This window comes from Herbaspirillum sp. DW155, from assembly GCF_037076565.1.
Taxonomy (GTDB): domain Bacteria; phylum Pseudomonadota; class Gammaproteobacteria; order Burkholderiales; family Burkholderiaceae_D; genus Herbaspirillum.
Genome location: NZ_AP029028.1, coordinates 1,635,613 through 1,660,475, shown reverse-complemented (window position 1 = coordinate 1,660,475; position 24,863 = coordinate 1,635,613). Strand labels below are relative to the sequence as shown.

At 62.5% G+C, this 24,863-nt stretch carries 24 protein-coding genes; 10 read left to right on the top strand and 14 right to left on the bottom strand.

From position 1 onward, the window contains the following. The first annotated feature begins 837 nt into the window (after window positions 1-837). Complete coding sequence (gene ssuD, locus AACH55_RS07410) at window positions 838-1,965, top strand: FMNH2-dependent alkanesulfonate monooxygenase (protein WP_338718803.1); 1,128 nt, start codon at window positions 838-840, stop codon at window positions 1,963-1,965. A gap of 13 nt (window positions 1,966-1,978) precedes the next feature. Here the strand turns inward: ssuD and gcvH are convergent, their stop codons facing one another. The 11 genes from gcvH to AACH55_RS07355 all read right to left on the bottom strand — a co-directional run bounded on the left by gcvH (window position 1,979) and on the right by AACH55_RS07355 (window position 13,123). Next, window positions 1,979-2,356 (bottom strand): glycine cleavage system protein GcvH, encoded by a 378-nt coding sequence (gcvH, locus tag AACH55_RS07405; RefSeq protein ID WP_338718802.1) that lies wholly within the window; start codon window positions 2,354-2,356, stop codon window positions 1,979-1,981. A gap of 23 nt (window positions 2,357-2,379) precedes the next feature. Continuing rightward, entirely contained in the window at window positions 2,380-2,985 is a 606-nt protein-coding gene (locus tag AACH55_RS07400; RefSeq protein ID WP_338718801.1) for a peroxidase-related enzyme, read from the bottom strand. Window positions 2,986-2,996: 11 nt separating this feature from the next. Then, window positions 2,997-3,518, bottom strand: a complete 522-nt coding sequence (locus tag AACH55_RS07395) for a CMD domain protein (RefSeq protein ID WP_338718800.1) — start codon at window positions 3,516-3,518, stop codon at window positions 2,997-2,999. Next, entirely contained in the window at window positions 3,515-4,846 is a 1,332-nt protein-coding gene (locus tag AACH55_RS07390) for an acyl-CoA thioester hydrolase/BAAT C-terminal domain-containing protein (protein WP_338718799.1), read from the bottom strand. The genes AACH55_RS07395 and AACH55_RS07390 overlap by 4 nt, the downstream gene beginning before the upstream one ends. A 4-nt stretch (window positions 4,847-4,850) precedes the next feature. Continuing rightward, complete coding sequence (locus AACH55_RS07385) at window positions 4,851-6,437, bottom strand: ABC transporter substrate-binding protein (RefSeq protein ID WP_338718798.1); 1,587 nt, start codon at window positions 6,435-6,437, stop codon at window positions 4,851-4,853. A gap of 204 nt (window positions 6,438-6,641) precedes the next feature. Further along, window positions 6,642-7,649, bottom strand: coding sequence for an oligopeptide/dipeptide ABC transporter ATP-binding protein (locus AACH55_RS07380; protein ID WP_338718797.1), 1,008 nt, complete (start codon window positions 7,647-7,649; stop codon window positions 6,642-6,644). Continuing rightward, on the bottom strand, window positions 7,642-8,634 hold the full coding sequence (locus AACH55_RS07375; protein WP_338718796.1) for an ABC transporter ATP-binding protein: 993 nt from the start codon (window positions 8,632-8,634) through the stop codon (window positions 7,642-7,644). Before AACH55_RS07375 ends, AACH55_RS07380 begins: the two co-directional genes overlap by 8 nt. Further along, a complete protein-coding gene (locus AACH55_RS07370; protein ID WP_338718795.1) occupies window positions 8,631-9,593 on the bottom strand; it encodes an ABC transporter permease in 963 nt (320 codons plus the stop codon). Before AACH55_RS07370 ends, AACH55_RS07375 begins: the two co-directional genes overlap by 4 nt. Next, window positions 9,590-10,564 (bottom strand): ABC transporter permease, encoded by a 975-nt coding sequence (locus AACH55_RS07365; RefSeq protein WP_338718794.1) that lies wholly within the window; start codon window positions 10,562-10,564, stop codon window positions 9,590-9,592. Before AACH55_RS07365 ends, AACH55_RS07370 begins: the two co-directional genes overlap by 4 nt. Beyond that, window positions 10,561-12,042 (bottom strand): NAD(P)/FAD-dependent oxidoreductase, encoded by a 1,482-nt coding sequence (locus AACH55_RS07360; protein WP_338718793.1) that lies wholly within the window; start codon window positions 12,040-12,042, stop codon window positions 10,561-10,563. The genes AACH55_RS07365 and AACH55_RS07360 overlap by 4 nt, the downstream gene beginning before the upstream one ends. Window positions 12,043-12,184: 142 nt before the next feature. Further along, window positions 12,185-13,123, bottom strand: coding sequence for a LysR family transcriptional regulator (locus AACH55_RS07355; protein WP_338718792.1), 939 nt, complete (start codon window positions 13,121-13,123; stop codon window positions 12,185-12,187). Window positions 13,124-13,427: 304 nt separating this feature from the next. Here AACH55_RS07355 and AACH55_RS07350 point away from each other — a divergent pair, with 304 nt between their 5' ends. Both AACH55_RS07350 and AACH55_RS07345 read left to right on the top strand, forming a co-directional pair. Then, on the top strand, window positions 13,428-14,633 hold the full coding sequence (locus tag AACH55_RS07350) for an aminotransferase class V-fold PLP-dependent enzyme (protein ID WP_338718791.1): 1,206 nt from the start codon (window positions 13,428-13,430) through the stop codon (window positions 14,631-14,633). A gap of 682 nt (window positions 14,634-15,315) precedes the next feature. After that, window positions 15,316-16,065, top strand: coding sequence for a transporter substrate-binding domain-containing protein (locus AACH55_RS07345; protein ID WP_338718790.1), 750 nt, complete (start codon window positions 15,316-15,318; stop codon window positions 16,063-16,065). 59 nt (window positions 16,066-16,124) lie between these two features. On the opposite strand, the gene AACH55_RS07340 is transcribed toward AACH55_RS07345, so the two are convergent. Further along, the gene (locus AACH55_RS07340; RefSeq protein WP_338718789.1) at window positions 16,125-16,931 is read right to left on the bottom strand and encodes a transporter substrate-binding domain-containing protein; all 807 of its coding nucleotides are present in this window, start codon (window positions 16,929-16,931) and stop codon (window positions 16,125-16,127) included. 641 nt (window positions 16,932-17,572) lie between these two features. Between AACH55_RS07340 and AACH55_RS07335 the strand changes: the two genes are divergently transcribed. Continuing rightward, entirely contained in the window at window positions 17,573-17,800 is a 228-nt protein-coding gene (locus AACH55_RS07335) for a hypothetical protein (protein ID WP_338718788.1), read from the top strand. Between the two features lie 194 nt (window positions 17,801-17,994). Here AACH55_RS07335 and AACH55_RS07330 read toward each other — a convergent pair whose 3' ends face one another. Beyond that, window positions 17,995-19,560, bottom strand: a complete 1,566-nt coding sequence (locus AACH55_RS07330; RefSeq protein ID WP_338718787.1) for a methyl-accepting chemotaxis protein — start codon at window positions 19,558-19,560, stop codon at window positions 17,995-17,997. 737 nt (window positions 19,561-20,297) lie between these two features. Here AACH55_RS07330 and AACH55_RS07325 point away from each other — a divergent pair. From AACH55_RS07325 to AACH55_RS07300, 6 genes are all read left to right on the top strand, one after another. Then, complete coding sequence (locus AACH55_RS07325) at window positions 20,298-20,699, top strand: response regulator (RefSeq protein WP_338718786.1); 402 nt, start codon at window positions 20,298-20,300, stop codon at window positions 20,697-20,699. Window positions 20,700-20,708: 9 nt separating this feature from the next. Further along, window positions 20,709-20,939 (top strand): hypothetical protein, encoded by a 231-nt coding sequence (locus tag AACH55_RS07320; protein ID WP_338718785.1) that lies wholly within the window; start codon window positions 20,709-20,711, stop codon window positions 20,937-20,939. 114 nt (window positions 20,940-21,053) lie between these two features. Beyond that, window positions 21,054-22,520: an IS1182 family transposase gene (locus tag AACH55_RS07315; protein WP_338714814.1), complete on the top strand. Its 1,467-nt coding sequence runs from the start codon at window positions 21,054-21,056 to the stop codon at window positions 22,518-22,520. Between the two features lie 13 nt (window positions 22,521-22,533). Beyond that, on the top strand, window positions 22,534-22,701 hold the full coding sequence (locus AACH55_RS07310; protein WP_338718784.1) for a hypothetical protein: 168 nt from the start codon (window positions 22,534-22,536) through the stop codon (window positions 22,699-22,701). A 313-nt stretch (window positions 22,702-23,014) separates the two neighbouring features. Further along, complete coding sequence (locus tag AACH55_RS07305) at window positions 23,015-23,515, top strand: winged helix-turn-helix domain-containing protein (protein ID WP_338718782.1); 501 nt, start codon at window positions 23,015-23,017, stop codon at window positions 23,513-23,515. Window positions 23,516-23,540: 25 nt separating this feature from the next. Next, a complete protein-coding gene (locus AACH55_RS07300; RefSeq protein WP_338718781.1) occupies window positions 23,541-24,194 on the top strand; it encodes a GGDEF domain-containing protein in 654 nt (217 codons plus the stop codon). 40 nt (window positions 24,195-24,234) lie between these two features. Here the strand turns inward: AACH55_RS07300 and AACH55_RS07295 are convergent, their stop codons facing one another. Further along, entirely contained in the window at window positions 24,235-24,780 is a 546-nt protein-coding gene (locus tag AACH55_RS07295) for a VOC family protein (RefSeq protein ID WP_338718780.1), read from the bottom strand. Window positions 24,781-24,863 lie beyond the last annotated feature (83 nt).

Sequence of the window (24,863 nt, the reverse complement as noted above, 5' to 3'; positions counted from 1 at the left end):
TCTCGCCAAGAAAAGTAAGCAAAAGAAGGCGACCGCAGCTGCGCCGCCCTCCTTCGGAGGGTCCCCGCTTCAGAGACCAACAAAACGGGGAAAATAGAGTCGCTTCGCTCCGACTATTTTCCTGATCCGTTTTGTTGCTCTCTGAAGCGGCGGCGCAGATGCGGACGGCCGAAACGGCTCGCCTTCGGCATCGCAACACCTCCGACTCGCCTTCGGCTTTGCGTTGGCGTTCTCTAGCCTTCGATACGTCGCTGCGCGACTACTCAGGTCGAACGGACAGTAAATTATTTAAACAATAAAAACCCAAGCCCTCGGATCGAAGAAAAATCGATGCCGCAGGCGAGCCAACCCAAAGCCGAAGGCGAGTCGGAGAAGTGCGAGGCCGAAGGCGAGCCCGTTTGGACTTTCCCCATAGAGCCAGCCGCCGCAGCGGAGCGAAAAGTGGATCAGAAGAATAGTGGGAGCGAAGCGACTCTATTCTTCCCACTTTTCGCTCCGCTGCGGCGGGAACCCTCCGAAGGAGGGCTGGCTCTCTGGGGTCGCCTTCTTTTGCTTACTTTTCTTGGCGAGACAAGAAAAGTGAGCGGCTGCCGGGCCGCCCCCGGCGCTCCGCTCCGATCGGAGAATGATAAGAATTAAGCTAGAGCGCAGAAAAGCATTCCGTGCAGACTACGCCAGACCGAACAACCAGAAAAACACCACGCCAAGACAACATCAACCAAAACCACAAAAACAAAAACAAAAACCAACTAAGAAAAGAAGAAAACATTCTTAGCCACAACACCAACAGAGCGCTCTAATAACGCCAAAGTGAAAATCGCAAAAGGAAACTCTGGCATGTCATTAGAACTCTTCTGGTTCCTCCCAACATCAGGCGACACCCGCTACCTGGGCAAATCCGACTTCGGCCGCGCCCCCACGCTCGAGTACATGCGCCAGATCGCCATCACCAGCGAAACCCTCGGCTATGACGGCCTGCTGATCCCCACCGGCGCCTCCTGCCTGGACCCGTGGGTAGTAGCCGCCAGCCTGGTCCCGGTCACCCAGCGCATCAAACTGCTGGTCGCCCTGAGAACATCACTGGGCGGCCCCGGCCCCTCTGCAAGACAAGCCGCCACCCTGGACCAGGCCCTGAACGGACGCCTGCTCCTCAACGTCGTCCCCGGCGGAGACGCCACCGAACTGGAAGCCGATGGCGTCTTCCTCAAACACGACGAACGCTACGAAGCCGCCGACGAATACCTCACCATCTGGCGCAAACTGCTCCAGGGCGAAACCGTCAACCACGACGGCAAACACTTCCGCATCCGCAACGGCCAGCTGTTCCATCCATCCGTCCAGCAACCCTACCCGCCCCTCTACTTCGGCGGATCATCCCCCGCTGCCCACGACCTCGCCGCCAAACACGTGGACGCCTACCTCACCTGGGGCGAACCACCCGCCGCCGTCAAACAGAAGATCGAAGACGTGCGCGAACGCGCCGCCAAACACGGCCGCACGGTGCGCTTCGGCGTGCGCCTGCACGCCATCGTGCGCGAAACCACCGCCGAAGCCTGGGCCGATGCCGACCGCCTCATCAGCAAACTCACCGATGAGGACATCGCCCGCGCCCAGCAAAACTACGCAAAGATGGATTCAGTAGGACAACAAAGAATGGCCGCCCTGCACGGCGGACGCCGCGACAAGCTGGAAATCGCCCCCAACCTGTGGGCCGGCGTGGGACTGGTGCGCGGTGGCGCCGGCACCTCCCTGGTCGGCGATGCGGCGACCGTGGCCGAACGCCTGCAGGAATACGCGGACCTGGGCGTGGATACCTTCGTGCTGTCCGGCTACCCGCACCTGGAAGAAGCGATCCGCTTCGCCGAACTGGTCTTCCCCCTGCTGGGCAAGACCGCCGTCACCTTGCGTGACCGCGCACAGACCGGCGGCGCTTTCGATATCCGCGCCGCCGCCTCGGCCTCCTGAACGCAACGGCGCGTCAGGAAATCAGCCTGATGTAAGCCGCCGCATCAAGAAAGCCCTCCGCCGAAAATGGCGCGGCCGGCTTGAGCCTGAAGATCCATTGCTCATAGGGTGCGCCATTGATGGCGTCAGGGGTCTCGGACAATGCCCCGTTGATGGCGATCACTTCGCCATCAACGGGAGCATGCAAGTCCGAAGCCGTCTTGTTGGACTCGACGATGCCCGATTCAGCACCGCGCGCCAGCACCTTGCCCACGGCCGGCATGTCCACATACACCAGCGGCCCCAGTTGCTCCTGGCCGAAATCGGTAATGCCGATGGTCAGCGTGCCATCGTCTTCAAGCTTGACCCATTCGTGAGTCTCGGCATAGACCAGATGATCCGGAATGTGCATCACTGTCTCCTCATGTAAATGATTTACTTGGTCTCAGCCTTGCTGCCATCGGCAAACACCGGCTCGCCCAGGTTGAGCATCAGGCGGTTGGCCCAGGCAAAGATGGCCACCGAGTGGATCAGGTCGAGTACTTCCAGCTCGTTCAAGCCCACGTCATACAGCGTCTTGATCTGCGCCGCCCCGATCTCGCCCGGGGTCTCGGTCAGCTCGGCCGAGAACCTGGCGATGGCCTGCTCGCGCGCATCCACACCGGCACCATAGGGCGTATCGAACACTTGGCGCACCGTATCGTTGCGCTTGGCAAGCTGCTCGAAACGCTGCGCATGCACCGATGCGCAATACACACAGCCATTGATGCGCGAGACCACCAGCGAACCCAGCTCGCGCTCGGCACGCGACAATCCGCCCGGCGCGTACATGATGGCGTTGAAGGCCGCCGACCGCTGACGCAGGATGTCCGGCTGGTGCGCCAGGAACAGGTAATAGTCCGAGGTCTTGGCCTTGGGATGGCTCTCTTCCAGCACCTTGATCTGGTCCTCGCTGGCCGCTTCCAGCTGGATCACGTCCAGCCAGGCATCCCATTCCAGGGTTTCATTGGTAAAGCCGTTGGCCTTGATGATGTCGCTCATGTCGACTCTCCTTACTGGGCAGCGGCAGCACGCATGGCCTTCAGGCCCGCGACCACGCGCAATTGATAGGACACGAAAGCGATCAGCTGCGACAGCGCCACCACCGCAGGCGTGCTGATGCCAGCGACCGGCAGTTTCTCGATGGCCGCCTTGTCGCCTTCCACCGGGCGCTGCGTGAGCGCGCGCGTGAAGACCAGCATGGCCCGCAAACGGCCCTCCGGCAACTGCTCGGGCTCGCCACGCTCGGCCACCGCCAGTTGCGTCGCATCGGCCGGCACGGCCAGCGCACGTTCGCGGTAGTGCGCAGCCAGATCGGACGCACCCGCCAGACGGCAGGCGTACAGTGCCACCAGCAGGCGCTCGTCCAGACCTATCCCTTCCAGAGCCGGATCGAACAGCGTGTCATAGCTGCCCTGCGAAGCCACGGCCACCTTGTCGCGCTGATGGCGCAGGCCGTGCAGAGGGGTGCCAGCGGCCAGGCCGGCCAGCTGGTCGATGACATCCTTGCTGATGTCGTAGACAGGGGTACTCATGAAATTTCCTTTGTGGATGTGTGCCTGGCCAGCGCGTCGCGCAGGAAGTGCTGCGCCTGCTGCCAGGCGTCGAGATCGGCGCGGGCATTGGCGGCGGGTTCACCGCCACCGGTACTGATGCGCCCCGACACCGGATGCGCATAGGTGGTCTGCGTGGTCGGGACAAACGGGAACAGGATCGAATGACCGGCATGGGCATAGTTGCGCCACACCACCGGCCAGGGATGCGCTACCTCGGCCAGCCTGTCACGCACCATCGCGCAATACAGACTGGATGGCCAGGAACCATCGTCTGTGGCCGACAGCAGCAACACCGGTCCGGCAATCTTCTCCACCGGAATGCGGGCGCGCGCCACCGCCTCCGGATCTTGCAGCGCCGTCAGCATCGCCAGTTCATGGCGATGCGGCGACGGGCCTTCGTCAAACGGCGCCCAGCTGGCTGTGCGATTGCCCTGCCACTGATGCGGCAAGGGTTCGCCGCGCAGCAGCCAGGTCGGGCCTTCCCGCCCTACCGCCGGATCGGCCGCGTTCTGGCCACTGTGGACCAGCGCACTGGGCACATAGGCCAGCACCGCCGAGACCTTCTGCGGGAAGGTCGCCCCCAGCAGCAGCACCAGCTCGCCGCCGCGCGACTGGCCGCTGATGGCCACGAAATCGTGCAGCGGTTTTACTTCGGCACGCAGCCAGTCCAGACCGCGTTCGAAATATTCCAGCGGGGTATTGGAGATGTAATCCGACAGGCCCGGCGCCTTGAAATACGCCAGCGCGAAGGCGGCATAACCGCGCGAAGCATACAGCGCCGCACGCGGTTCGTTGATGCCGCCACCGGACCCGTTGAGAATCATCACCGCCGGATGCGGTCCGGGCGTAGCCGGCAGGAAGAGCGTGCCTACCAGCCCCTGCTCCCGCACCTCGCGCCGGGTCACCCCGGCAGCAACCAACCGCTGTACCAGTTCGGTACTGGCTGGCGCACACGGTGCCAGGCCCGGCTGATCCAGCGAAGAGACCGTCAGCGTGGTCACCAGCGGTGCCATGACATCGGCGTGGAAGTTGTCGCGGCGGCCGTCTTGCACCGGCTTCTGCGACCACAGCAAGCCCATGGGATCGATGCCGTGGTAATCGCCATCGATGGCCGGGTTCATGCTCACGTCGACGTGGCCGTAGGCATCGGCGATGTAGCAGGCCGTGCTGCGCCACTCCGCCCCGTTGCGCAGGGTGGACGAGGAAATGCGCACCGGCTCGCCCGGATGCGCACCCCGCACGATGATGCGGCGGGGCACGTCGATCAGGTCGTCGGCCGGGCTGACCTCGATGGAGAAGTTGGGCATGGCCTTACTTCTTGTCCTGGGTCACCATCATGGCCGTGGTGCGGTCGCTGCTGATGGGGGTGACCTTCAGGCCCTTCCTGGCGGCCCAGATGTTCTGGTAGTGATACAGCGGGATCACGCCCACTTCATCGGAGACCGTCTTGGCAGCGCCGCGCAGGATGGCTTCGCGCTTGGCGGCATCGAACTCGGCGGTCGAATCGGCCAGGGCCTTGTCCACGGCCGGGCTGCTGTAGTGATTCCAGTTGGAGGCACCGATGCCCTTCTTGGGATCGACCGTGCCCAGCACGTTGACCAGCGCATAGCTGGCTTCACCGGTACCGTTACCCCAGGCCAGCACCGAGACCGCGAACTCGTTCTTGTTGGCGCGCGAGGAATAGGACGCCCACGGCAGCACCTCGACCTGGGTCTTGATACCGATGCGGGTCCAGAACTGGGCCACGGCCTGCATGGTTTCCGGTGCTTGCGGATAGCGGTCGTTGGGCACGTGGATGGTCAGCTTGAAACCTTCCGGGAAACCGGCCTCGGCCAGCAGCTTCTTGGCCTGTGCGGCGTCGAAGGGAATGTTCTTGATCTCCGGGTTGTAGCCGAAGGTATCGGCCGGCATCCACTGATTGGCCTCGGTGGCCGCGCCCTGCAGGATGCGGTCGATCAGCGCCTTGCGGTTGATGGCCAGCGACATGGCACGGCGCACGCGCACATCCAGCAGCGGGTTCTTCTCCAGCGGCTTGCCGTTGTTGTCGGTGATGAAGGGACTCGGACCTTCATGGAAGCTCGGCTGGATCAGCAGCACGCGCAGGCCGTTGTAAGGGTAGACCTTGACGTTGGGTGACTGCTTCAGCTTGGCAAGGTCGGAGACCGACACCTTGTCGATCACGTCCACATCGCCCGACAGCAGCGCTGCAGTGCGTGCCGCGCCATTGTTGATGTAGCGGTAGTTGACCTTTTCCCACAGGGCCTTGCCGTTCCAGTAATCGTCGTTACGTTGCATCACCACGCGGTCGCCCGGCGTGTAGGAAACGAACTTGTAGGGGCCGGTACCGACCACGGCCGCACCGCTGTTGTAGTTCTCGGTGGTGGATTTCTCACCCACGTGCTTGCTGACGATGTGCACCGAAGCCAGGTTCAGCGGCAGGTCCGGATTGGGGATGTTGGTCTTGATGACCAGGGTCAGCGGGTCTTTGGCGGTGACCGATTCCACCGTGCGCAGATAACCGGCGAAGGTGGCCACGCTGCCCGGAACCGCGCGGGCGCGCTGGTAGGAGAAGATCACGTCGTCGGCGGTGAAGGGCTTGCCGTCCTGCCACTTGACGTTGGGGCGCAGCTTGAACTCCCAGGTCTTGGGGTCGATGTTCTTCCAGCTCACGGCCAGGCCCGGCACCAGCTTGTTGTAGTCGTTCTGGACCAGCAGATCCCAGAAATGCAGGTCCACCGAACGGTCGCCGGCGTGGTTGTTCAGTTGCGGATCCAGCGACGAGAGCGGATCGGCAAAGGCGATGTTGAGGTTCTGCGCATGCGCCGCATCGGCAGCGGCAGCCAGCGCCGCGCCGGTCAGGGCGACGGCCAGCAGGCGGGTCAGGAGGGTTTTCTTCATGGTCGGGTTCCTCTGTGGTCAGGGTGGAAGCACTACGGATACATCAGTTCGGGGCTTTCTGGACGGCCCCCTTACTCCCGTTCGGACTGAGTAGCAGCGAAGCTGCGTATCGAAGACGCTGCTACAGCGGCATCGGCGCCTTCGATACGGCCCCAGGGGGCCTGCTCAGTCCGAACGGCAGGTAGAACATTTCAACAAAACTTATCAACGGCCCTCATTGAGATGGCAGGCACTCATATGCCCCGGTGCGATCTCGCGCAACAGCGGCTGCTCTTCGCGGCAGCGCTGCGTGGCATGCGGGCAGCGCGGGTTGAAGTGGCAGCCAGTCGGCGGGTTCAGCGGACTGGGGATCTCGCCCTTGATGGCGGTGAATTCCTTCTTGCGCGCGCCCATGCGTGGCACCTCGGCCAGCAGCGCCTGCGTATAGGGGTGGTTGGGCTGGCCGAACAGTTCACCCACCGGCGCACTCTCCACCACGCGGCCCAGGTACATGATGACCACGCGGTCCGACACGTGCTCCACCACGCCCAGATCATGGCTGATGAAAAGATAGGTCAGGCCCAGTTGTTCGCGCAGGTCCATGAACAGGTTGAGTATCTGCGCCTGGATCGACACATCCAGCGCCGCCACGGCCTCGTCGCACACCAGCATCTGCGGCTGCACGGCCAGTGCCCGCGCAATGCCGATGCGCTGGCGCTGGCCACCCGAGAACTGGTGTGGATAACGGTCGCGCAGGGCCGGATCGAGACCGGCGCGCAGCAACTGCTGGCAGACATAGGCATCGAGGTCGCCCTCGACCTTGCCATTGACTTGTGCCGCTTCGCCCACGATCTGGTCGATGCGCAAACGTGGATTCAGGCTGGCATAGGGATTCTGGAAAATCATTTGCACCTGCAGCCGGGCCTGGGCCTCTTCCTTGCTGCTGAGGCTGGCGCGGTCGCGGCCATTGACCAGCACCTGGCCATCGGAAGGATCGAGCAGGCCGCAGGCCACCCGGCCCAGCGTGGACTTGCCGCAACCGGATTCGCCGACCAGCCCCACCACCTCACCCGGCAAGACCTTCAGGTCCACCTGATCCAGGGCATGGGTGACGGCCGGCGGACGGCTCCAGCCGCGCGCCTGCAACTGGCGTTCCAGCCAGCCCTGACGGCGCTCGCCGAAGCGGCGGCTGACGGCGCGGGTTTCGATCAGGGGAAGGACGGCCTTATCCATGGTGCTCGTTGCTCTGTGTGCTTGGGGTCGGGTGATAGCAGCGCACCCGGTGCGCCGGCAGCGGTTCGCTGATCGCGGGCGCCACCAGACACTGCTGCGAGAGACGCTCGCAGCGCGCAGCGAAAGCGCAGGTCGGCGGCAGGTGCAGCAGGTTGGGCGTCATCCCCGGAATCTGGCGCAGGCGCGCACCGCGCCGGTTGTTGCTGGGCAGGCTGCCGATCAGGCCTTGCGTGTAGGGATGCAGCGGTGCATCCAGCACCGCGTCCACACTGCCCTGCTCGACGATGCGTCCGGCATACATCACCGCCACTTCATCGGCCAGACCCGCCACCACCGACAGGTCGTGCGTGATCCAGATCAGTGCGGTGCCGTGCTGGCGCGCCAGCTTCTGCACTTCCGACAGGATCTGCGCCTGGATGGTCACATCCAGCGCCGTGGTCGGTTCATCGGCGATGATGAGGTCGGGCTTGTGCAGCATCGCAATGGCAATGGCCACGCGCTGGCGCATGCCGCCCGAGAGTTGATGCGGATAGGCCTGCAGTCGTTCCTCGGGACTGGCGATGCCCATCATGCCCAGCGTATCGCGCGCCAGTTCGCGCGCCTGCTGGCGGCTGAGCCTGCGGTGTGCCAGCACGGCATCGACCATCTGCGCTTCGACCTTCAAGACCGGGTTCAGGGTCATCATCGGATCCTGGAAGATCATGGCGATGCGGTTGCCCTGCAATTCGCGCAGGGAGGTCTTGTCCATGCCGACCAGATCGCGGCCCTGGAACAGGATCTCGCCGCCGACGATGCGCCCCGGCGCATCGACCATGCCGAGGATGGAAAAACCGGTCACGCTCTTGCCCGATCCGGACTCGCCCACCAGCCCGAGAATACGGCCACGGCCGACCGACAGCGAGACGTCATCGACGGCCGGCAAGACGCCTTCGGGGGTAAAGAAATGCGTGCGCAGATTGCGCACTTCCAGAGTGGGCGCGCTCATTTCTGCCACCGTGGGTTGAGGATGTCGCGCAGGCGGTCGCCGACCAGATTGATGGCCACGATCACCACCAGCAGCGTGATGCCGGGATAGAAGCTGATCCAGTATTCGCCCGAGAGCATGTATTGGTAACCATTGGAAATGAGCAGGCCCAGCGAGGGTTCGGTAATGGGCACGCCCAGGCCGAGGAAGGACAAGGTAGCTTCCAGCGTGATGGCGCGTGCCACCTGCAGAGTGCCGATGACGATCAGCGGCGGCAGGCAGTTAGGCAGGATGTGGCGCACCATGATGCGCCACGAAGACAGGTTCAGGCCCCTTGCGGCTTCGACGTATTCCTTGCGCCGTTCCACCAGCGCCTGACCGCGTGCGGTGCGGGCGTAATACGCCCACTCCAGCACCACCAGCGTGGCCATCACGTTGAAGATGCCCTTGCCCACATAGGCCAGGATCAGCATCGCCACCAGAATGGACGGGAAGGACAGCACCAGGTCGGCAAAGCGCATGAGCAGCGTATCGAGCTTGCCGCCCGCATAGGCCGCCAGCAGACCGATCAGGGTGCCGATCACGCCTGCGATCAGGGCCGAGCCCACGCCGATGCCCACGCTGATGCGCAGGCCGTAGAGGATGGCCGAGACCAGATCGCGACCCTGGCCATCGGTGCCCAGCCAATAGGTGAACGTCCCCGCACCATTGGGGCTGCCCGGATGCAGGCGCGCATCGAGCACATCCAGCTGCATCAGGTCATACGGGTTCTGCGGTGTGATCCACGGGGCGGCAACGGCACCGACGATGAGCAGCAGCACGATCACCAGACCCAGCATGGCCGAGCGCGAGGCCACGAAATGGCGCATCACGCGCCGCCACGGGGACTCGCGGCGCGGGGCCTGAAACGCAGACAGCTCGGCCACGCGGGCGCGCACCTGTTCTTGCGTCATCCTCACTTCGGTCTGCGGCGCGCTCATGCACGGGCCTCCACCCGCACGCGCGGGTCCAGTAGCTTGTAGAGCACATCCACCACCAGATTGATGGTGACGAACATGCAGACGATCACCATCAGGTAAGCCACGATGACAGGACGATCCAGCGCATTGATGCTGTCCAGGATCAGCTTGCCCGCACCGGGCCAGGCGAAGATGCTTTCAGTGACCACCGCAAAGGCAATGGTGGAGCCGAACTCCAGCCCCACCACCGTCACCAGTGGAATGAGCGTATTGCGCAGCACGTACATCAGCACCACGCGTGCCGGTGACAGGCCCTTGGCACGAGCGAACTTGACGTAATCCATCGGCAGCACTTCACGCACATTGGCGCGGGTCAGACGGATCACCAGCGAAATCTTGAACAGCGAGAGATTGATGGCCGGCAGGATCATGTGACGCCAGCCATCGGCGGTGAGCCACGACCACTGCACGCCGAACAGCTCGGCGGTCTGGCCGCGTCCGCCCGAAGGCAGCCAGCCCAGCGTGACCGAGAAGGCCATGATCAACATCAGGCCGATCCAGAAGGTCGGCAGCGAAAAACCGAAGATGCTGGAGGTCATCACCAGGCGCGAGAAGGGATGATCCGGCTTCATGCCGGCAAACAGCCCCAGCGGCACGCCTACCAGCAAGGCCAGCAGCAGCGCGGCGAAAGCCAGCTCCAGCGTGGCCGGCAGTCGCTGGAAGATCAGCAGGATGGCCGGCGTGTTGTAGACGAAACTGTTGCCCAGGTTGCCGTGCAGCGCGCCATTGAGGAAGGCCAGGTACTGGCGCCACACCGGCTGGTCCAGTCCCAGTTCCTTGATGATGCGCAGACGGTCCACCTGATCGACGTCCTGGCCGATCAGGATATCGACCGGATTGCCGATCATGTGCAGCCCGAAGAAGACGATGACCGTCATCAACAGCACCACCATCAGCGCCTGCAGCACGCTCTTTGCAATGGCCGCACTCATGCAGGCAACTCCCAGGGCGCTTCGGTCCACTCGTCGCCTTCCAGTTCCGGTTCTTCATAGGACTGGATGTTGCGGTAGTGATACTCGACGTCTTCGCTGTACATCAGCGCGGCAATGCCCTGCGCCAGACGGTAGGCACCATCGCTGATGGCCGGGATGTCGCCGGAGACCGTGCCGTGGCTGGCGGCGGCCGGATAGCAGAAGCAATGCACACGTTCGAGGCCCGGCAGGCTGCCGGGGGTCTTCTGCTGGAATTCGAACACCGGTCCCAGGTAAGGCGAGTCGGCCAGTTCCTGATCTTCTTCGCCAGCCGGCGGGGTGTAGCGGTCGCTCCAGTTGAGGATGTGCGGGGCGATGTCCTTGAATTCGCTGCGCAGGCTCCAGTCGATCTTGAAGCCGGTGGAGAAGAACAGGAAATCCAGTTCCAGCGGCCCGCGATTGGTCTGCAGCAGCAGCGTGCCGTCCGCCTTGATGTCGACCGATTCGATGGCGGTGCCCAGCAGGAAGCGCGCATTGGCAAAGCGCGAGACGCGGCGGGTGCTGCCCGAGGGCGGCGGCACCTGCTGCGCATTGACGTAATGACGGATGCGCCACTTCCACTCATCCGGCAGATGCAGGTGGCCATTGACCAGACCGGGGCTGCCCGATCCCTTGCCCTTGTTGATGCGCGGCAGATCCTTGCGGCGGATCAGCAGGTCCACGCGCGCCGCGCCCTCTTCCAGTGCCGTGGCAGCGCTGTCCATGGCCGAGGCGCCACCACCGATGACACCCACGCGCTTGCCCTTGAGGCTGGCATAGTCGAACAGGTCCGAGGAATGCGCCCAGCGATCGCGCGGCAACTGATCAGCCAGCGGCGGCAGGTAGGCACCACCGAGACCATCGCGGCCGGTGGCGACCACCACGCGGCGCGCCAGCACGGTCGAGGTACCGGCCGGCGATTGCAGTTGCAGTGCCACGATGCCGTCGGCGCGCGGCTGCACGGCCAGCACGCGGTGTTCGTTGCGGATGTCGAGCTGCATCACGCGGCGGAACCAGCGCAGGTAATCCATCCATTGCAGGCGCGGGATCTTGTCCAGCGCTTCCCAGGCGGCCAGCCCGAACTGGGCCTCGAACCAGGCGCGGAAGGTCAGCGCCGGAAAGCCCAGGGCAGGACCGGTCAGGGTCTTGGGCGAACGCAGGGTTTCCATGCGCGCGGTGGTGGCCCAGGGGCCTTCGAAGTCCTTGGGCGACTGGTCATAGATCACATTGGGAATGCCCAGGTGCGACAGCGCCACCGAAGCCGCCATGCCGGCCTGGCCGCCACCGATGATGGCCACGTCGATCACCGGCATGCCATCGCGTTCGATGGCCGGGGTCCACGACTTGCCGGGCAACGTCAGCCATTGCAGGTCCTGGCGCAGGCGCGCCTCCAGGGCGGCCAGCCCCAGCGGGTTAGCAGCCTGGTCAGAATGGCTCAGGGTCGGTTCGGTCTCTTGCATATCGCCTCGTCAAAAGCATGAAAAGACGCCACAGGCCGCATGGCCTGTGATCGTCTCGATTCGGGTTTTGTGATGCAACGCCCTTCCCGGTTGACGCTGCTTGCTTGGGTTTTTACTACGGTACTGCGTGCTGCGAAATCATTTACAACAATTCGTCATGCAGGCTGGCGTCGCGTTTGACGAAGCCCTGCAAGGTCGTGCGCGCGGCCTTCTCCACGGCATCGATCAGGCGTTGCGTCACGCCCTCGACCGGTTTGCCATAGGGCGTGACCACGCCAAAGTAAAACGGAATCTCCACCGCCAGCCGCTTGACCACCATGCCCTCGATGGGCATGCCATAGGCCGTGGCCGGCTCCACCAGCGCCACCCCCAGCCCGGCACGCGCGGCCATGATGGCGTTGAAGGAGGTGTTGGTATCGATGGCCACATCGAGCCGGCTGTCTTCGCCCAGTGCCGTTTCCACACGCTGGCGCAGACGATAGCGGTTGGACATGGTAATGACGCGCTGCCCCCGCAGGGCCGCGCGCGTGAGCTTGTCCTTGCCCGCCAGCGGATGATCGGCGCGCACCACTGCCACGCAGGGCGCTTCGCCGATCCAGTGCAGGTCCAGTCCGCGATGGGCCACCGGCAGCGAGGTCAGCCCCAGGCTGACGGTGCGGTGCAGGACCGCATGCACCACCTGCTCGGCAGAGGCGCTGCGCAGGTGGACATGCTCCGGGAAGGTGCAACGCGAATCGGCAGCCAGCAACTGCAGCGCCGACGGCGCGATGGTGGACGCCAGCGCCGGCGTGGCGATCAGATGGACCGGATGGACTTCTTCGCGGGCGATTTCCTGGGCCCGTTGGCGGATGCTGCGCAGGCCCACCAGCGAGCGTTCCACTTCCTCATAGAGCAGGAAAGCCTTGGCCGTGGGCGTGACGCGCGGACCGTTGCGGTCGAACAGGGCATAGCCCAGCTCGGCTTCCAGATCACCGATGGCCTTGCTGACGGCCGGCTGCGAACGACCCAGGCTGCGACCGGCACCGGTCACGCTCCCCAGGGTCATTACGGCCGCAAATGCCTCCAGCTGATTCAGGTCCATCGAAATCGCATTCCTTGATCAAAGTGCTTGCATATGATTTTCGAATTATAGGTTTGCTTGTATTCTATTTCAGTATAATAATTTTGTATAAGCAAATGCATGAGGCGTCCGGGGACCGGGAATCCCGCCGCCCTCCTGTCTTGCGGCCGGGCCCGTCGAAATGCTTTACATCAATTTTCGATAGTCGAATATACAAATGCGCGCAAAGTCGTATTCCAAATAAGGACGGCGGCGTTACTGTGTATGTACGGCCTTTGGCCAATCCTGCTCAACTGGAACACGCTGGACTCTCCGGAACACCGTCATGAATGCCCCCACCCCCTGTCGCCCGCCGGCCGATCTTCGCTTCCCCATCTACCTGGACTATGGCGCCACCACGCCGGTCGATCCGCACGTGGCCCGCGTCATGTGCGACTTCCTCACCGACAAGTTCGGCAATGCCGCCAGCAGCTCCCATCCCTTCGGCTGGGAAGCGCGACGCGCGGTGGAGCAGGCGCGTGCGCAGGTGGCCGGCCTGGTCGGTGCCCGTCCCGATGAAATCATCTGGACCTCGGGCGCGACCGAATCCAACAACCTGGCCCTGAAGGGAACGGCCCATGCCCTGCGGGCGCAGGGTCGCGGCAAGCACCTCATCACGGTGGCGACCGAACACAAGGCCGTGCTGGACACCATGCACACGCTGGAAAAGGCCGGTTTCGAGGTCACCTACCTGCAACCCGGCGCGGATGGCCTGATCACCCTGGCGCAGTTCCGCGCGGCGCTGCGCCCGGATACGCTGCTGGCCTCGGTGATGTACGTGAACAACGAGATCGGCGTGATCCAGCCCATTGCAGAACTGGGCGAACTCTGTGCCGCGCATGGTGTGGTCTTCCACGTGGATGCCGTGCAGGCGGCCGGCAAGATCGCCATTGACCTCGCGCAGCTGAAGGTGGACCTGATGTCCTTCTCGGCGCACAAGGTCTACGGTCCCAAGGGCATCGGCGCCCTCTACGTGCGCCACAATCCGGACCTGAAGCTGGAAGCCCAGATCGATGGTGGCGGCCATGAAAACGGCATGCGCTCCGGCACCCTGGCCACGCACCAGATCGTGGGCATGGGCGAGGCCTTTGCGCTGGCGGGCGAATTGCTGGAAGAAGAAGGACGCCGCATCCGCGCCCTGCGCGACCGCCTGTGGTCGGGGCTGGCGGCGTTGCCGGGGGTGCAGTTGAACGGCAGTGCCGAGGCGCGCGTGCCGCACAACCTCAACGTCAGTTTCCCGCCGACGCGCTATGGCACGCTGGGCAGCCAGTTGCTGGGCATTGCCGTATCGGCCGGCTCGGCCTGCAACTCGGCGGCATCCGCGCCCTCTTTCGTGCTGCTGGCCATCGGCCGCTCACCGGAAGTCGCGCGCAACGCCGTGCGCTTCTCGCTGGGACGCGGCACCACCGAGGCCGAGATCGACTACGTGGTCGCCACGGTGCGGCAGGTGCTGGCGCATGAGGTCGAGGCGGCCACGCTGGCCGGACACTGAAGCCGATGGCCCGGAGCAGTTTCTGCCAAACAGAAACCGCAAGATGGAACGCCTCATCCTGAGACGCGCAGCTGCCGAAGATGTCCATCCGTCACAAACGACCGACCATATTCCGACATGATCGGATGCGGGGACAGGCGCAAACTTGGTGAACCCCCGCCCCAAGATCGCCCTCACTGCCCTTGCATCGGCCATTGCCATTCGGCCTACCGGGGTGCCGGATCATCATGGCGCGCCCGGAGGCAAGCCATGCCTGCCAGCGCATCGCAAGTCCCCGCCAACACACCGCAGCCGGCCTGGCATGGTCATTGCAAACCCGCCCCGGCACGACACATCCATTTCAAGATTTCAAAAAGGGGGTTCCATGAAGTTTGCCAAACCGGCGCTGGCTGTCTCGCTGGCCCTTCTAGAACCCATTTCATAAATAGGCGTGAGTGCGAGCGAGTCCCGTTTGGGATGAAGTGCAAGGCGCGAATTTGGGTCAAGACTGGGCGTCTTGACCCAAATTCGTAACGCAGCAATTCGCCCAAACGGGCCGCTCCCTGCGGGTTCTGTCCAGAAAGGGCGCTGGCCGCGTTGCGCTCCTTGCGTGTGGCACCGCCACACGACGCGTCGCGCGCCTTGCCAGCGCCCTTTCTGGACAGAACGCATCTCACGCCTATTTATGAAATGGGTTCTAGGCATGTCCACCCAACCCGCGCATGCCGATGCACTGGCCGACATCCAGAAGGCGGGCACGGTGCGCATCGCCGTGCCGCAGGATTTTGCGCCCTTCGGCTCGGTCAATGCAGAGCTGCAACTGCAGGGGCTGGATATCGACGTGGCCAGGCTGATCGCGCAGAAGATGGGCGTGAAGGTGCAACTGGTCCCGGTCGCCAGCGCCAATCGCATCGCCTACCTGCAGACGCACAAGGCCGATCTGGTCATCTCCACCCTGGGCAAGAATGCCGAGCGTGAAAAGGTGATCGACTTCTCGCAATCCTATGCGCCCTACAACAACAGCGTCTTCGGCGTAGCCTCGGTCAAGGTGAGTGGTCCGGCCGACCTCGCCGACAAGACCGTGGGCGTGGCACGCGGCACCTTCCAGGATCTGCAACTGACCGACACCGCGCCCAAGAGCGCCACCATCAAGCGCTACGAAGACAACAATGCCATGATCTCGGCCTACGTCTCCGGACAGGTGCAACTCGTGGGCACGGGCGACTTCGTGGCCTATGCGCTGGCGGAGAAGGCGCCCGACAACAAGCCCGTGCTCAAGTACATCATCAATGAATCGAGCTGCAGCGTCGGTCTGAACAAAGGCGAAGCGGCCCTGCTGGCGAAGGTCAATGAGGTGCTGACGGCCGCCAAGAAGAGCGGCGAACTCAACGCGATCGTGCAGAAATGGCTGAACGTCCCCCTGCCCGCGAGGATGGCCACGACCTTCCAGTAAGCAGAAACGAAAATGGCCCGCCAGGGCGGGCCAGACGCTGTGCAAGGGGAAGAGGCGGCTTACTGGTAAGTGGTCGCGATCTTTTCCGGCAGCGGCACGTTGAGCCACTTCTTGACGATGCCATTGAGTTCACCGCTCTTCTTGGCGGCGGTCAGCGCATCGTTGACTTTGGCCATGAGCGCAGGCTCGCCCTTGTTCATGCCCACGTAGCAGGTCGAGACATTGATGATGTATTTCAGCACCGGCTTGTTGTTGGGGGTCTTGTCGGCCAGCGCATAGGCCACGAAGTCGCCCGTGCCGACGATCTGCACCTGACCCGATACGTAGGCCGCGATCAGGCCGTTGTTGTCTTCGTAGCGCTTGATGGTGGTGCTCTTGGGAACGCTCTCGGTGAGCATCAGGTCCTCGAAGGTGGAACGCGCCACGCCCACGGTCTGGTTGGCCAGGTCAGCCGGGCCTGCGATCTTGATGGCGGCCACGCCGAACACACTATTGTTGTAGGGCGCATAGCCCTGCGAGAAATCGATCACTTTTTCGCGTTCGGCATTCTTGCCCAGGGTGGAGATGATGAGATCGATCTTGTGCGTCTGCAGGAAGGCCATGCGGCTGGAGATGGGCACCGGCACCAGCTCGGCCTTCACCCCCAGGCCCTTGGCGACCAGCCTGGCCACGTCGATATCCAGGCCCTGCAGCTGCAGGTCGGAGGTGACCGAGCCATAAGGCGCAAAGTCCTGCGGCACGCCGATCTTGACCACGCCGGCCTTCTGGATATCGGCCAGGTTGTCAGCCTGCACCAAACCTGAGGTGACGGACAGCGCGGCCATCAGGCCCAGCGATGCAGCGGTGGCGGTCTTGATGAACTTCATGGTGTTTCCCTTGTGGTCGTTGAATAGGAAAAATGATGCAGCCGGGCAAAAACCTTAAGAAATCCCGGAATGGTCCTGCCCGCACCCTGTCCGGCAAACATATGGAATCACCGGCAGTGTGTCGCCTGAAGCTCTGCAAGGAACATGCCAGCACAGCATGGATGGTATAAACAGTTTCCGCACCGACAGGCTTCACGCTGCCCGCCTCCCTGCTTGCAGTATCGCTGTGGATATCGGTCATGCCGGCAAGGGGGGGCGGCTGAAGTTCTAAGTTTTGCGGGGACTGCCGTCCCATCCCGCTCCCTGCGTCCATACCTTGCTACAGAGGGAAAGCGAGCCCTGGACGTGATCCCCGCACGCGCCACGATCATAACGAAATCTAAATGATTGCAAACCCTGTCCCGTGAGGCGGGTTGCCAGAAATATGCTTGACACGACAGCCAAGCAGGAATAAAAAGCGGGGGGCGCGCGCGCTGTTGCGATCCGCTGGATATCAGCGCCAGCATTCCCGCCACATAAGAGCGGCCAGATAAAAATCGTAAAATCAGAGAAATTACTACGTCTGTTTTTACGATCGAAGTTATATTGCCGCAGGCACTCTACCAATGTCGTTCCAGACCAATCAAAAGGGAGATACCTCCATGCCCAAGCGTTCCAAGACACCCGAGCCAGTCGTGGTGGTTCCGCCGCAATTCCTGACCGAGCCGGATGGCTTCCTGAATGTCCCCGTGAGCCGCAAGACGCGCGACCACATCCATCATCTGAAGAAGAGCATGCGCGTCTCCAGCCAGGCCGAGGTGATCGAAAAGGCCGTGGCCATCGTCCGCGCCATCGACCTGGCCGCCAAGGGCGAACTGCCCGAAAACTGACAGATCCTCGCCGCAACCGGTCCCGGTTGCGGCCTCGCCTGCCGTCCTTTCCTGCCGTCCTTTCCTGTTCCTCCCCCTTTGCTCCAGTCGTGCGCTCCGGTGTGCAGCGATGCATCGGGTGCAGACTGTACCGGCAATAAAAAAGGCTGCCCGATCAACGGACAGCCTGCCTGCCAATACCTGCGGCGATTACATCATGCGCCACGCACCTGCTGCGGCAGCCGGAAGATCGCCACCTTGCTGGCCAGCTCTGCGGCCTGCCCCTGCATGGAACGCGAGGCGGCGGCAGCCTGTTCCACCAGCGCGGCGTTTTGCTGCGTGACTTCATCCATCTGCGCCACTGCCTGGTGCACCTGTTCGATACCGGCGCGCTGTTCGTCACCGGCGGCGCTGATCTGGCCGATGATGGTATTGACCTGGGCCACGCTGTGCACGATTTCCTGCATGGTCTGGCCGGCCTTCTTGACCAGTTGAGCGCCGGAATCGACCTTCTCCACCGAATCCCCGATCAAGACCTTGATTTCCTTGGCTGCAGCGGCCGAGCGCTGGGCCAGGCTGCGCACTTCGGTGGCCACCACGGCAAAGCCGCGTCCCTGCTCGCCGGCACGCGCCGCTTCCACCGCCGCATTCAGGGCCAGGATATTGGTCTGGAAAGCGATGCCGTCGATCACGCCGATGATGTCCACGATCTTGCGCGCGGAGGCATCGATGGCATCCATGGTGGAGACCACGTTACCGACGATCTCGCCGCCCTGGCCTGCGATGTGCGATGCGGCCTGCGACATCTCCGCAGCGTGGCGGGCGTTGGCACTGTTCTGCTGGACGGCGGAGGTCAGTTCTTCCATCGAGGAAGCGGTCTCTTCGAGCGAGCTGGCCTGATGCTCGGTGCGGGCCGAGAGGTCCTGGTTGCCGGCGGCGATCTGCTGGGACGCCGTGGCGATGGTGTCAGTCCCGGTGCGCACGTTGGAGACGATATCGACCAGCGCGGCATTCATCTCGCGCAGCGCGCGCAGCAGTTCGCCGGTTTCATCGGGTGCATGGTCGCTGATGGTCTTGGTGAGGTCGCCATTGGCCACCTTGCGGGCGGTATCGAGCGCATCGGCCATGGGTACCGTGATGGAGCGGCTGATGGCCAGCGTAGCGATCAGGCCGAGCAGGATCGCCACGGCGGCCGACACGCCCAGAATGGTGGCCGACGTGACGTAGGTCGCATGGGCGGCTTCGCTGGCCTCGTGCATCTGGGCCTCGAACAACGCGACCAGCTTCTGCAAGGTGGCCAGCAGTTCACCCTGGGTCTTGTAGCGCGGACCGAAGAGCAGGCGCTGTCCTTCCACATTCTGGTTCTTCAGGCCGAGGGCCACGACCTCGCCGGTGAAGGCGAAATAGGCCTTGCTCTGCTCGTCGGCCAGCGCGGCAAGGCGGCGGCCTTCATCGGTGACCACATGGGATCGCAAGAACTCCAGTGTCTTCTGATATTCCGCCAGGTCCTTGTCGATGGATTGCTTGTTGCTGGCCATCTGCGCATCATCCTCAAGGAGGATGATGTTGCGCGCCGAGCGGGCGATATTCATCATCAGGAATTGCAACTTCTGGGCCGCATTGACTTTGGGATAAATACGCTCGCTCAACTCGGAGGAGGTGTCATCGAGGGAGGACATGCGCGTGATGCCGATGGCGGTGATGATCACCAGTAACAGCAGAAGCGCGGCAAAGCCGGCAGACAGACGTGCGCCGAGGCGAAGACGACGGAGAGGATTCATGTGGATTCAGAAGTGGAGGAAACAAGACTGCGCAGGGTACCAGAGCGTCAATGATAAGCCGGACGGTTCCTGGCCCCGGGGCGGAAAAGAGGGGCAGACACAGGTCTGATCGGCCGTTGGAAGGCAGCGTCAGGTTGGATGGGATCTCTTGAGTCGTCCTTGCGCGTGCGTCCGGATACCGTGCAGACAGACAGCCTGCACATTTCCACCAGCTTGCCGGACTATGACGAGACGATCCGGTTCGCAAAGCCGGAAAAGCGGCAGCTTTACCGCGCAAGCGCTGGTTTGGAGCGCGGGTGAAGTCTGGTATAAACGGGGGGGGAACGTCATCCGCCCCCCCAAAAAATACCGCGGACGACACTCTCGCCCCCCCCGAACCCGAGAAACGAGCAAGCCATGACCCAGCGCCCCCCTCTCCCGCTTCACCCCGACCTTCGCGCAGCGGACTCCGCCCTGCGCCAAGGTGGATCTGGTGGTCAACAGCAAACGCGGCACCGGGCCGCTGACATTGCACTATTGCAAGAGACTTGTTCCACTGACTGACCACGTTACTGATAATTACCCATAGTTATTGATTCGCTGAACAGCGCGTACGACCCACGCGTCGATTGACCCGGCCAGCCCCGGCGGCATTCTGCCGTCCGGTCTGGCCAGGCTCCGTCACCACGCCAAGGGTCGGCATGACATTGACTGATTCCGCAGGATCACCCCTTCCCCCCTCAAGGACCTTCTCCATCATGGCTGATACAGACCAACATTTTCTCGTCGTCGATGATTTCTCGACGATGCGCCGCATCGTCAGCGGCCTGCTCAAGGAGCTCGAATACACCAAGATCGTGGAGGCCGATGATGGCTCCACGGCACTCAAGATTCTCGAATCAGGCGCCTCCGGCATCACTTTCGTGCTGACCGACTGGAACATGCCGGTCATGGATGGTCTGACGCTGTTGAAAAAGATCCGCGCCACGCCTGCCCTGTCGCATCTGCCCGTGCTGATGATCACGGCGGAAGCCAAGAAGGAAAACATCGTCATGGCGGCCCAGGAAGGCGCCGATGGCTATATCGTCAAACCCTTCAACGCCGCCACGCTCAAGGAAAAGCTCGAGAAGATCCTGGCGCGCCGCGCACAGATGAAATAAGGGGGCGCCATGGATATCCCCGCCAATGACGACCAGCAGGAACCGCAAGTGGGCAGCATCATCAAGCAGGCCTCGATGACCACCCGCATCCACCGCACCATCTATACCCTGGAGAGCCGGATCATCCAGCAGGAAGCGGGCGTGCAGCGCTCGGAATATCGCGTCCTGCTGGAACGTGATGTCATCAAGGACTGGACCGAGGGCGACGTCGCCCAGTATTTCGGACTGGACATCTACTGACCCTGGTGGCCGCGGCGCCGGCCACTTTCTGTCACACAGACGGCAACCTGCGGGTTGCCGTCAGATTGATGACAAAGCCCTGGCGAGAGCCAAGGCTTTGTTGTTTAATCGGTCATGCTCAAAAAACCGACAGCCGCCCAGCACGAGTTAGAGATGGTGACCATCGAGATGCTCGTGCCCAAGGACCACCTGCTGCGCAAGATCGACGCGGCGGTGGATTTCGAGTTCATCCGCGAGAAGGTGGCGCATCTGTATTGCGCCGACAATGGCCGCCCGGCACTGGACCCGGTGGTACTCTTCAAGCTCTTGTTCATCGGCTACCTCTTCGGTATCCGCAGCGAGCGCCAGCTCATCCGCGAGGTCCAGGTCAACGTGGCCTATCGCTGGTTTGCCGGATTCCGTCTGACCGACAAGGTGCCGGACTCCTCCACCTTCTCCCAGAACCGGCGCCGCCGCTTCATTGATACCACCGTCTATCAAGACATCTTCGACGAGATCGTGCGCCAGGCCATTGGACGCGGCATGGTCGATGGCCGTGTGCTCTACAGCGACAGCACCCACCTCAAGGCCAACGCCAACAAGAACAAGTTCGACTACGTTCAAGTTGCCCAGACACCCTCGGCCTATCTGGCCGAACTGGATGCGGCTGTGGATATCGACCGTGCCGAGCATGGCAAGAAGCCGCTCAAACGTGACGATGATGATGAGCCGCCCACCAAAGAGATCAAGGTTAGTCGCACCGATCCCGAGAGCGGCTACATGGTGCGCGACGACAAGCCCAAGGGCTTCTTCTACCTGGATCACCGCACCGTCGATGCCAAGCATTGCATCATTACCGATACCCATGTCACGCCCGCCTCAGTCCATGACAGTCAACCTTATCTGGCACGCCTGGATCGTCAGCGCCAGACGTTCGGATTTGATGTACAGGCCGTTGGCCTGGATGCTGGCTATTTCACACCGGCCGTCTGCCAGGGACTGGAGAATCGCGAGATCAGCGGCGTGATGGGCTACCGCACACCCAACCACAAGCCGGGGACATTCTTTAAACGGGCGTATGAGTACGATGCCTACCGTGACGAATACATCTGCCCGCAGGGCCAGTCCTTGCACTACAGCACCACCAATCGGCAGGGGTATCGGGAATACAAATCCAAGCCTGAACAATGCCGGGGCTGCAAGGTACGCGAGCAATGCACCAATAGCGCCAATGCGGTCAAGGTGGTGACGCGCCATGTGTGGGAGCGTTCCAAGGAGAAGGTGGATGATCGGCGTCGTACCGAATGGGGCAAGCGCATCTATGCCCGACGCAAGGAAACGGTAGAACGCAGCTTCGCCGACGCCAAGCAATTGCACGGACATCGCTATGCCCGCATGCGCGGCTTGCGCAAGGTCGCCGAGCAGTGCTTGTTGGCGGCGGCGGCCCAGAACATGAAGAAGATTGCCCTGCTGGTGGCGCGCTTGCGCGCGCTTTTACCGGGCTTGAACGCCTATGCCAGCGTACAAAAGTGGCTACAGAGAAAAATGAGCGCATTGCTTGGCTTCTGCGCCATCGACCATCTGCAAATTACCTGCGCCTGAAAAACAAAACCCCGTGTTCGAAAACACGGGGTTCGTCATCAACCTGACGGCAACCTGCGGGTTGCCGTTTTTCTTTGCGGGCTGCGCAGGCCCGTGCCGCACGCATTTGCGAGCAGGCGAAAAGCATGGCATCATCGCGCGCCGCATTTCCACAAAGAAATACAATCGAGATTTTCTGTGAAACTGCGGGCAGGTAAAAGCAGGTATAACGTAACCAACAATGATACTCATCCGTTAAGAGCGGACTATCAGGACTGTTTCATTTTGGGGATGTGAATCGACGTGGCAGTGTTAATCGTAGAGCATCCAGGCGAAGGGCCGGGGGTTGCGCTGAAGGCCTTGCATGCAAGCGGATTACCGATCAGGACTGTGACAGCATTGTCTGGGCTGGAAGAGGAGATTCAAAAAAAAAGCCTGCCATCCTGATCGTCGAGACGCACCGGCTCACCACAGGTTTGCGTCCTCTGGTGGCCGATCTGCGGCAGAAGTTTCCGATGTTGGGCATCGTCGTCATCGGCGAGAACCTCAGCGAGACCGTGCAGGAAGAAGCGCTGCACGACGGCGCGGATTACTTCCTCCCCAAACCCATCAGGGAAGGCCTGCTGCTGGCGACCGTCTGCTCCTTCCTGCGACGCCTGCGCATTCTGCACCTGCCTGTCGCCGGCACGACCGAAGCCTGGACCCTGTATCGCCGTCACGGCACGCTGGTCAGTCCCCACAATGAACGCCTGGCGTTGAGCGAGCGGGAATGCGCAGTGCTGACCACACTCTTCCTGAGCCCGCATTTCCCGGTCAGTACGGAACAACTGATGCATGCGCTCAACATCACGGCCGAGATCATCGACCCGCATCGTATCGATACCATCATCTATCGCATCCGGAAGAAGCTGACCCAGCTGGCGCACACCCGCTTCGAGATCCGGAACATCTATGGCAGAGGATTCATCTGCGTGGCAATGAAAGAAGGTGCGGCCTTTTATGTTTGGGATGGATAACAGCGAATTGGCCAGGCTCAGCCAGATGGCCTGGAAGCATGTCTCGATCGGCTCCCTGGGCCCCGGCTATGAACTTGGCCTGCTGGGCGGGCTGGGGGCTATGCTGGCATGGGCGCGCGTACGCTGCCGCCAGCTGCATCGACAGCTGCACGAAGCGCGTGCCGCCAATGACCGGCTACGCCAGCAGGCGCTCTACGATGATCTGACCGGCCTGCCCAACCGCTGGCTGCTGCAGCAGCGCATCGCGCGGGCCATCAGCCGCGCGCAGCGCGGACAAGCCTGCTTCGCGCTGTTGTTCCTGGATCTGGATGACTTCAAGTCGGTCAATGACGGTCACGGTCACGCCGCCGGCGACCTGCTGCTGATGCAGGTCGCCGAACGTCTGGGCAGCAGCCTGCGCCATGCCGACACGATTGCCCGCATCGGCGGCGATGAGTTCGTGGTGCTCACCGACATCGTGACCAGCGATGACATCGAGATCATCCGCGACAAGCTCACCCGGTCGCTGGAGATGCCCTTCCAGATCGGCCCGGCCGCACTGTCGGTCAGTGCCAGCCTGGGCCATGCCCGCTATCCCGAGGACGGACGTTCGATGGAAGAACTGCTGGCCTGCGCCGACCAGGGCATGTATCACCTCAAGCGTGCCCGCCAGTCACAGGCATCCTGCAACGCCGGCTGACCGAAACGATGGCCCGGCGCAGCGGTAAATTTTTAACCGGTCACGCGGCGCTGGCTGTGAATTCCTGCACATGCATCCAGGCGGCGTGCCTGGGTGCGCGTCGCGTGCGCGCCCACTCATCGAGCATCTCCCACTTGACCTCATCCAGGCGCCGTAACTGCTGCTCAGTGGCGCAATCGGCGGCCAGCTCGATACGGTGACCACTGGGATCGAAGAAGTAAATCGATTTGAAGATGGTGTGATCGGTGATACCGACCACCTCGATACCGTCGGCCTGCAGGCGCTGCATGACCTCCCTGAGCGTATCCTCGCTGTCTACCTTGAAGGCGATGTGCTGTACCCAGGCGGGCGTATTGGTGTCGCGTCCCATGGGCGGCGAGTTGGGGATTTCGAAGAAGGCCAGCACGTTACCCTGCCCGGCATCCAGGAAAACGTGCATATAAGGATCGGGCGCCTTGGTGGACGGCACCTGGTCTTCGGCGATGGCCAGGATGAAATCCATATTGAGATATTTCTGGTACCAGGTCACGGTCTGCCTGGCGTCCTTGCAGCGATATGCAACGTGATGGATGCGGTCGATCTTCATGGGCGTCTCCTTGGATGGCAATCCTTTAATTAGTAACGGATGTTACTATATGGAGGATGTGCAACCGGGGTCAACGCAGAATA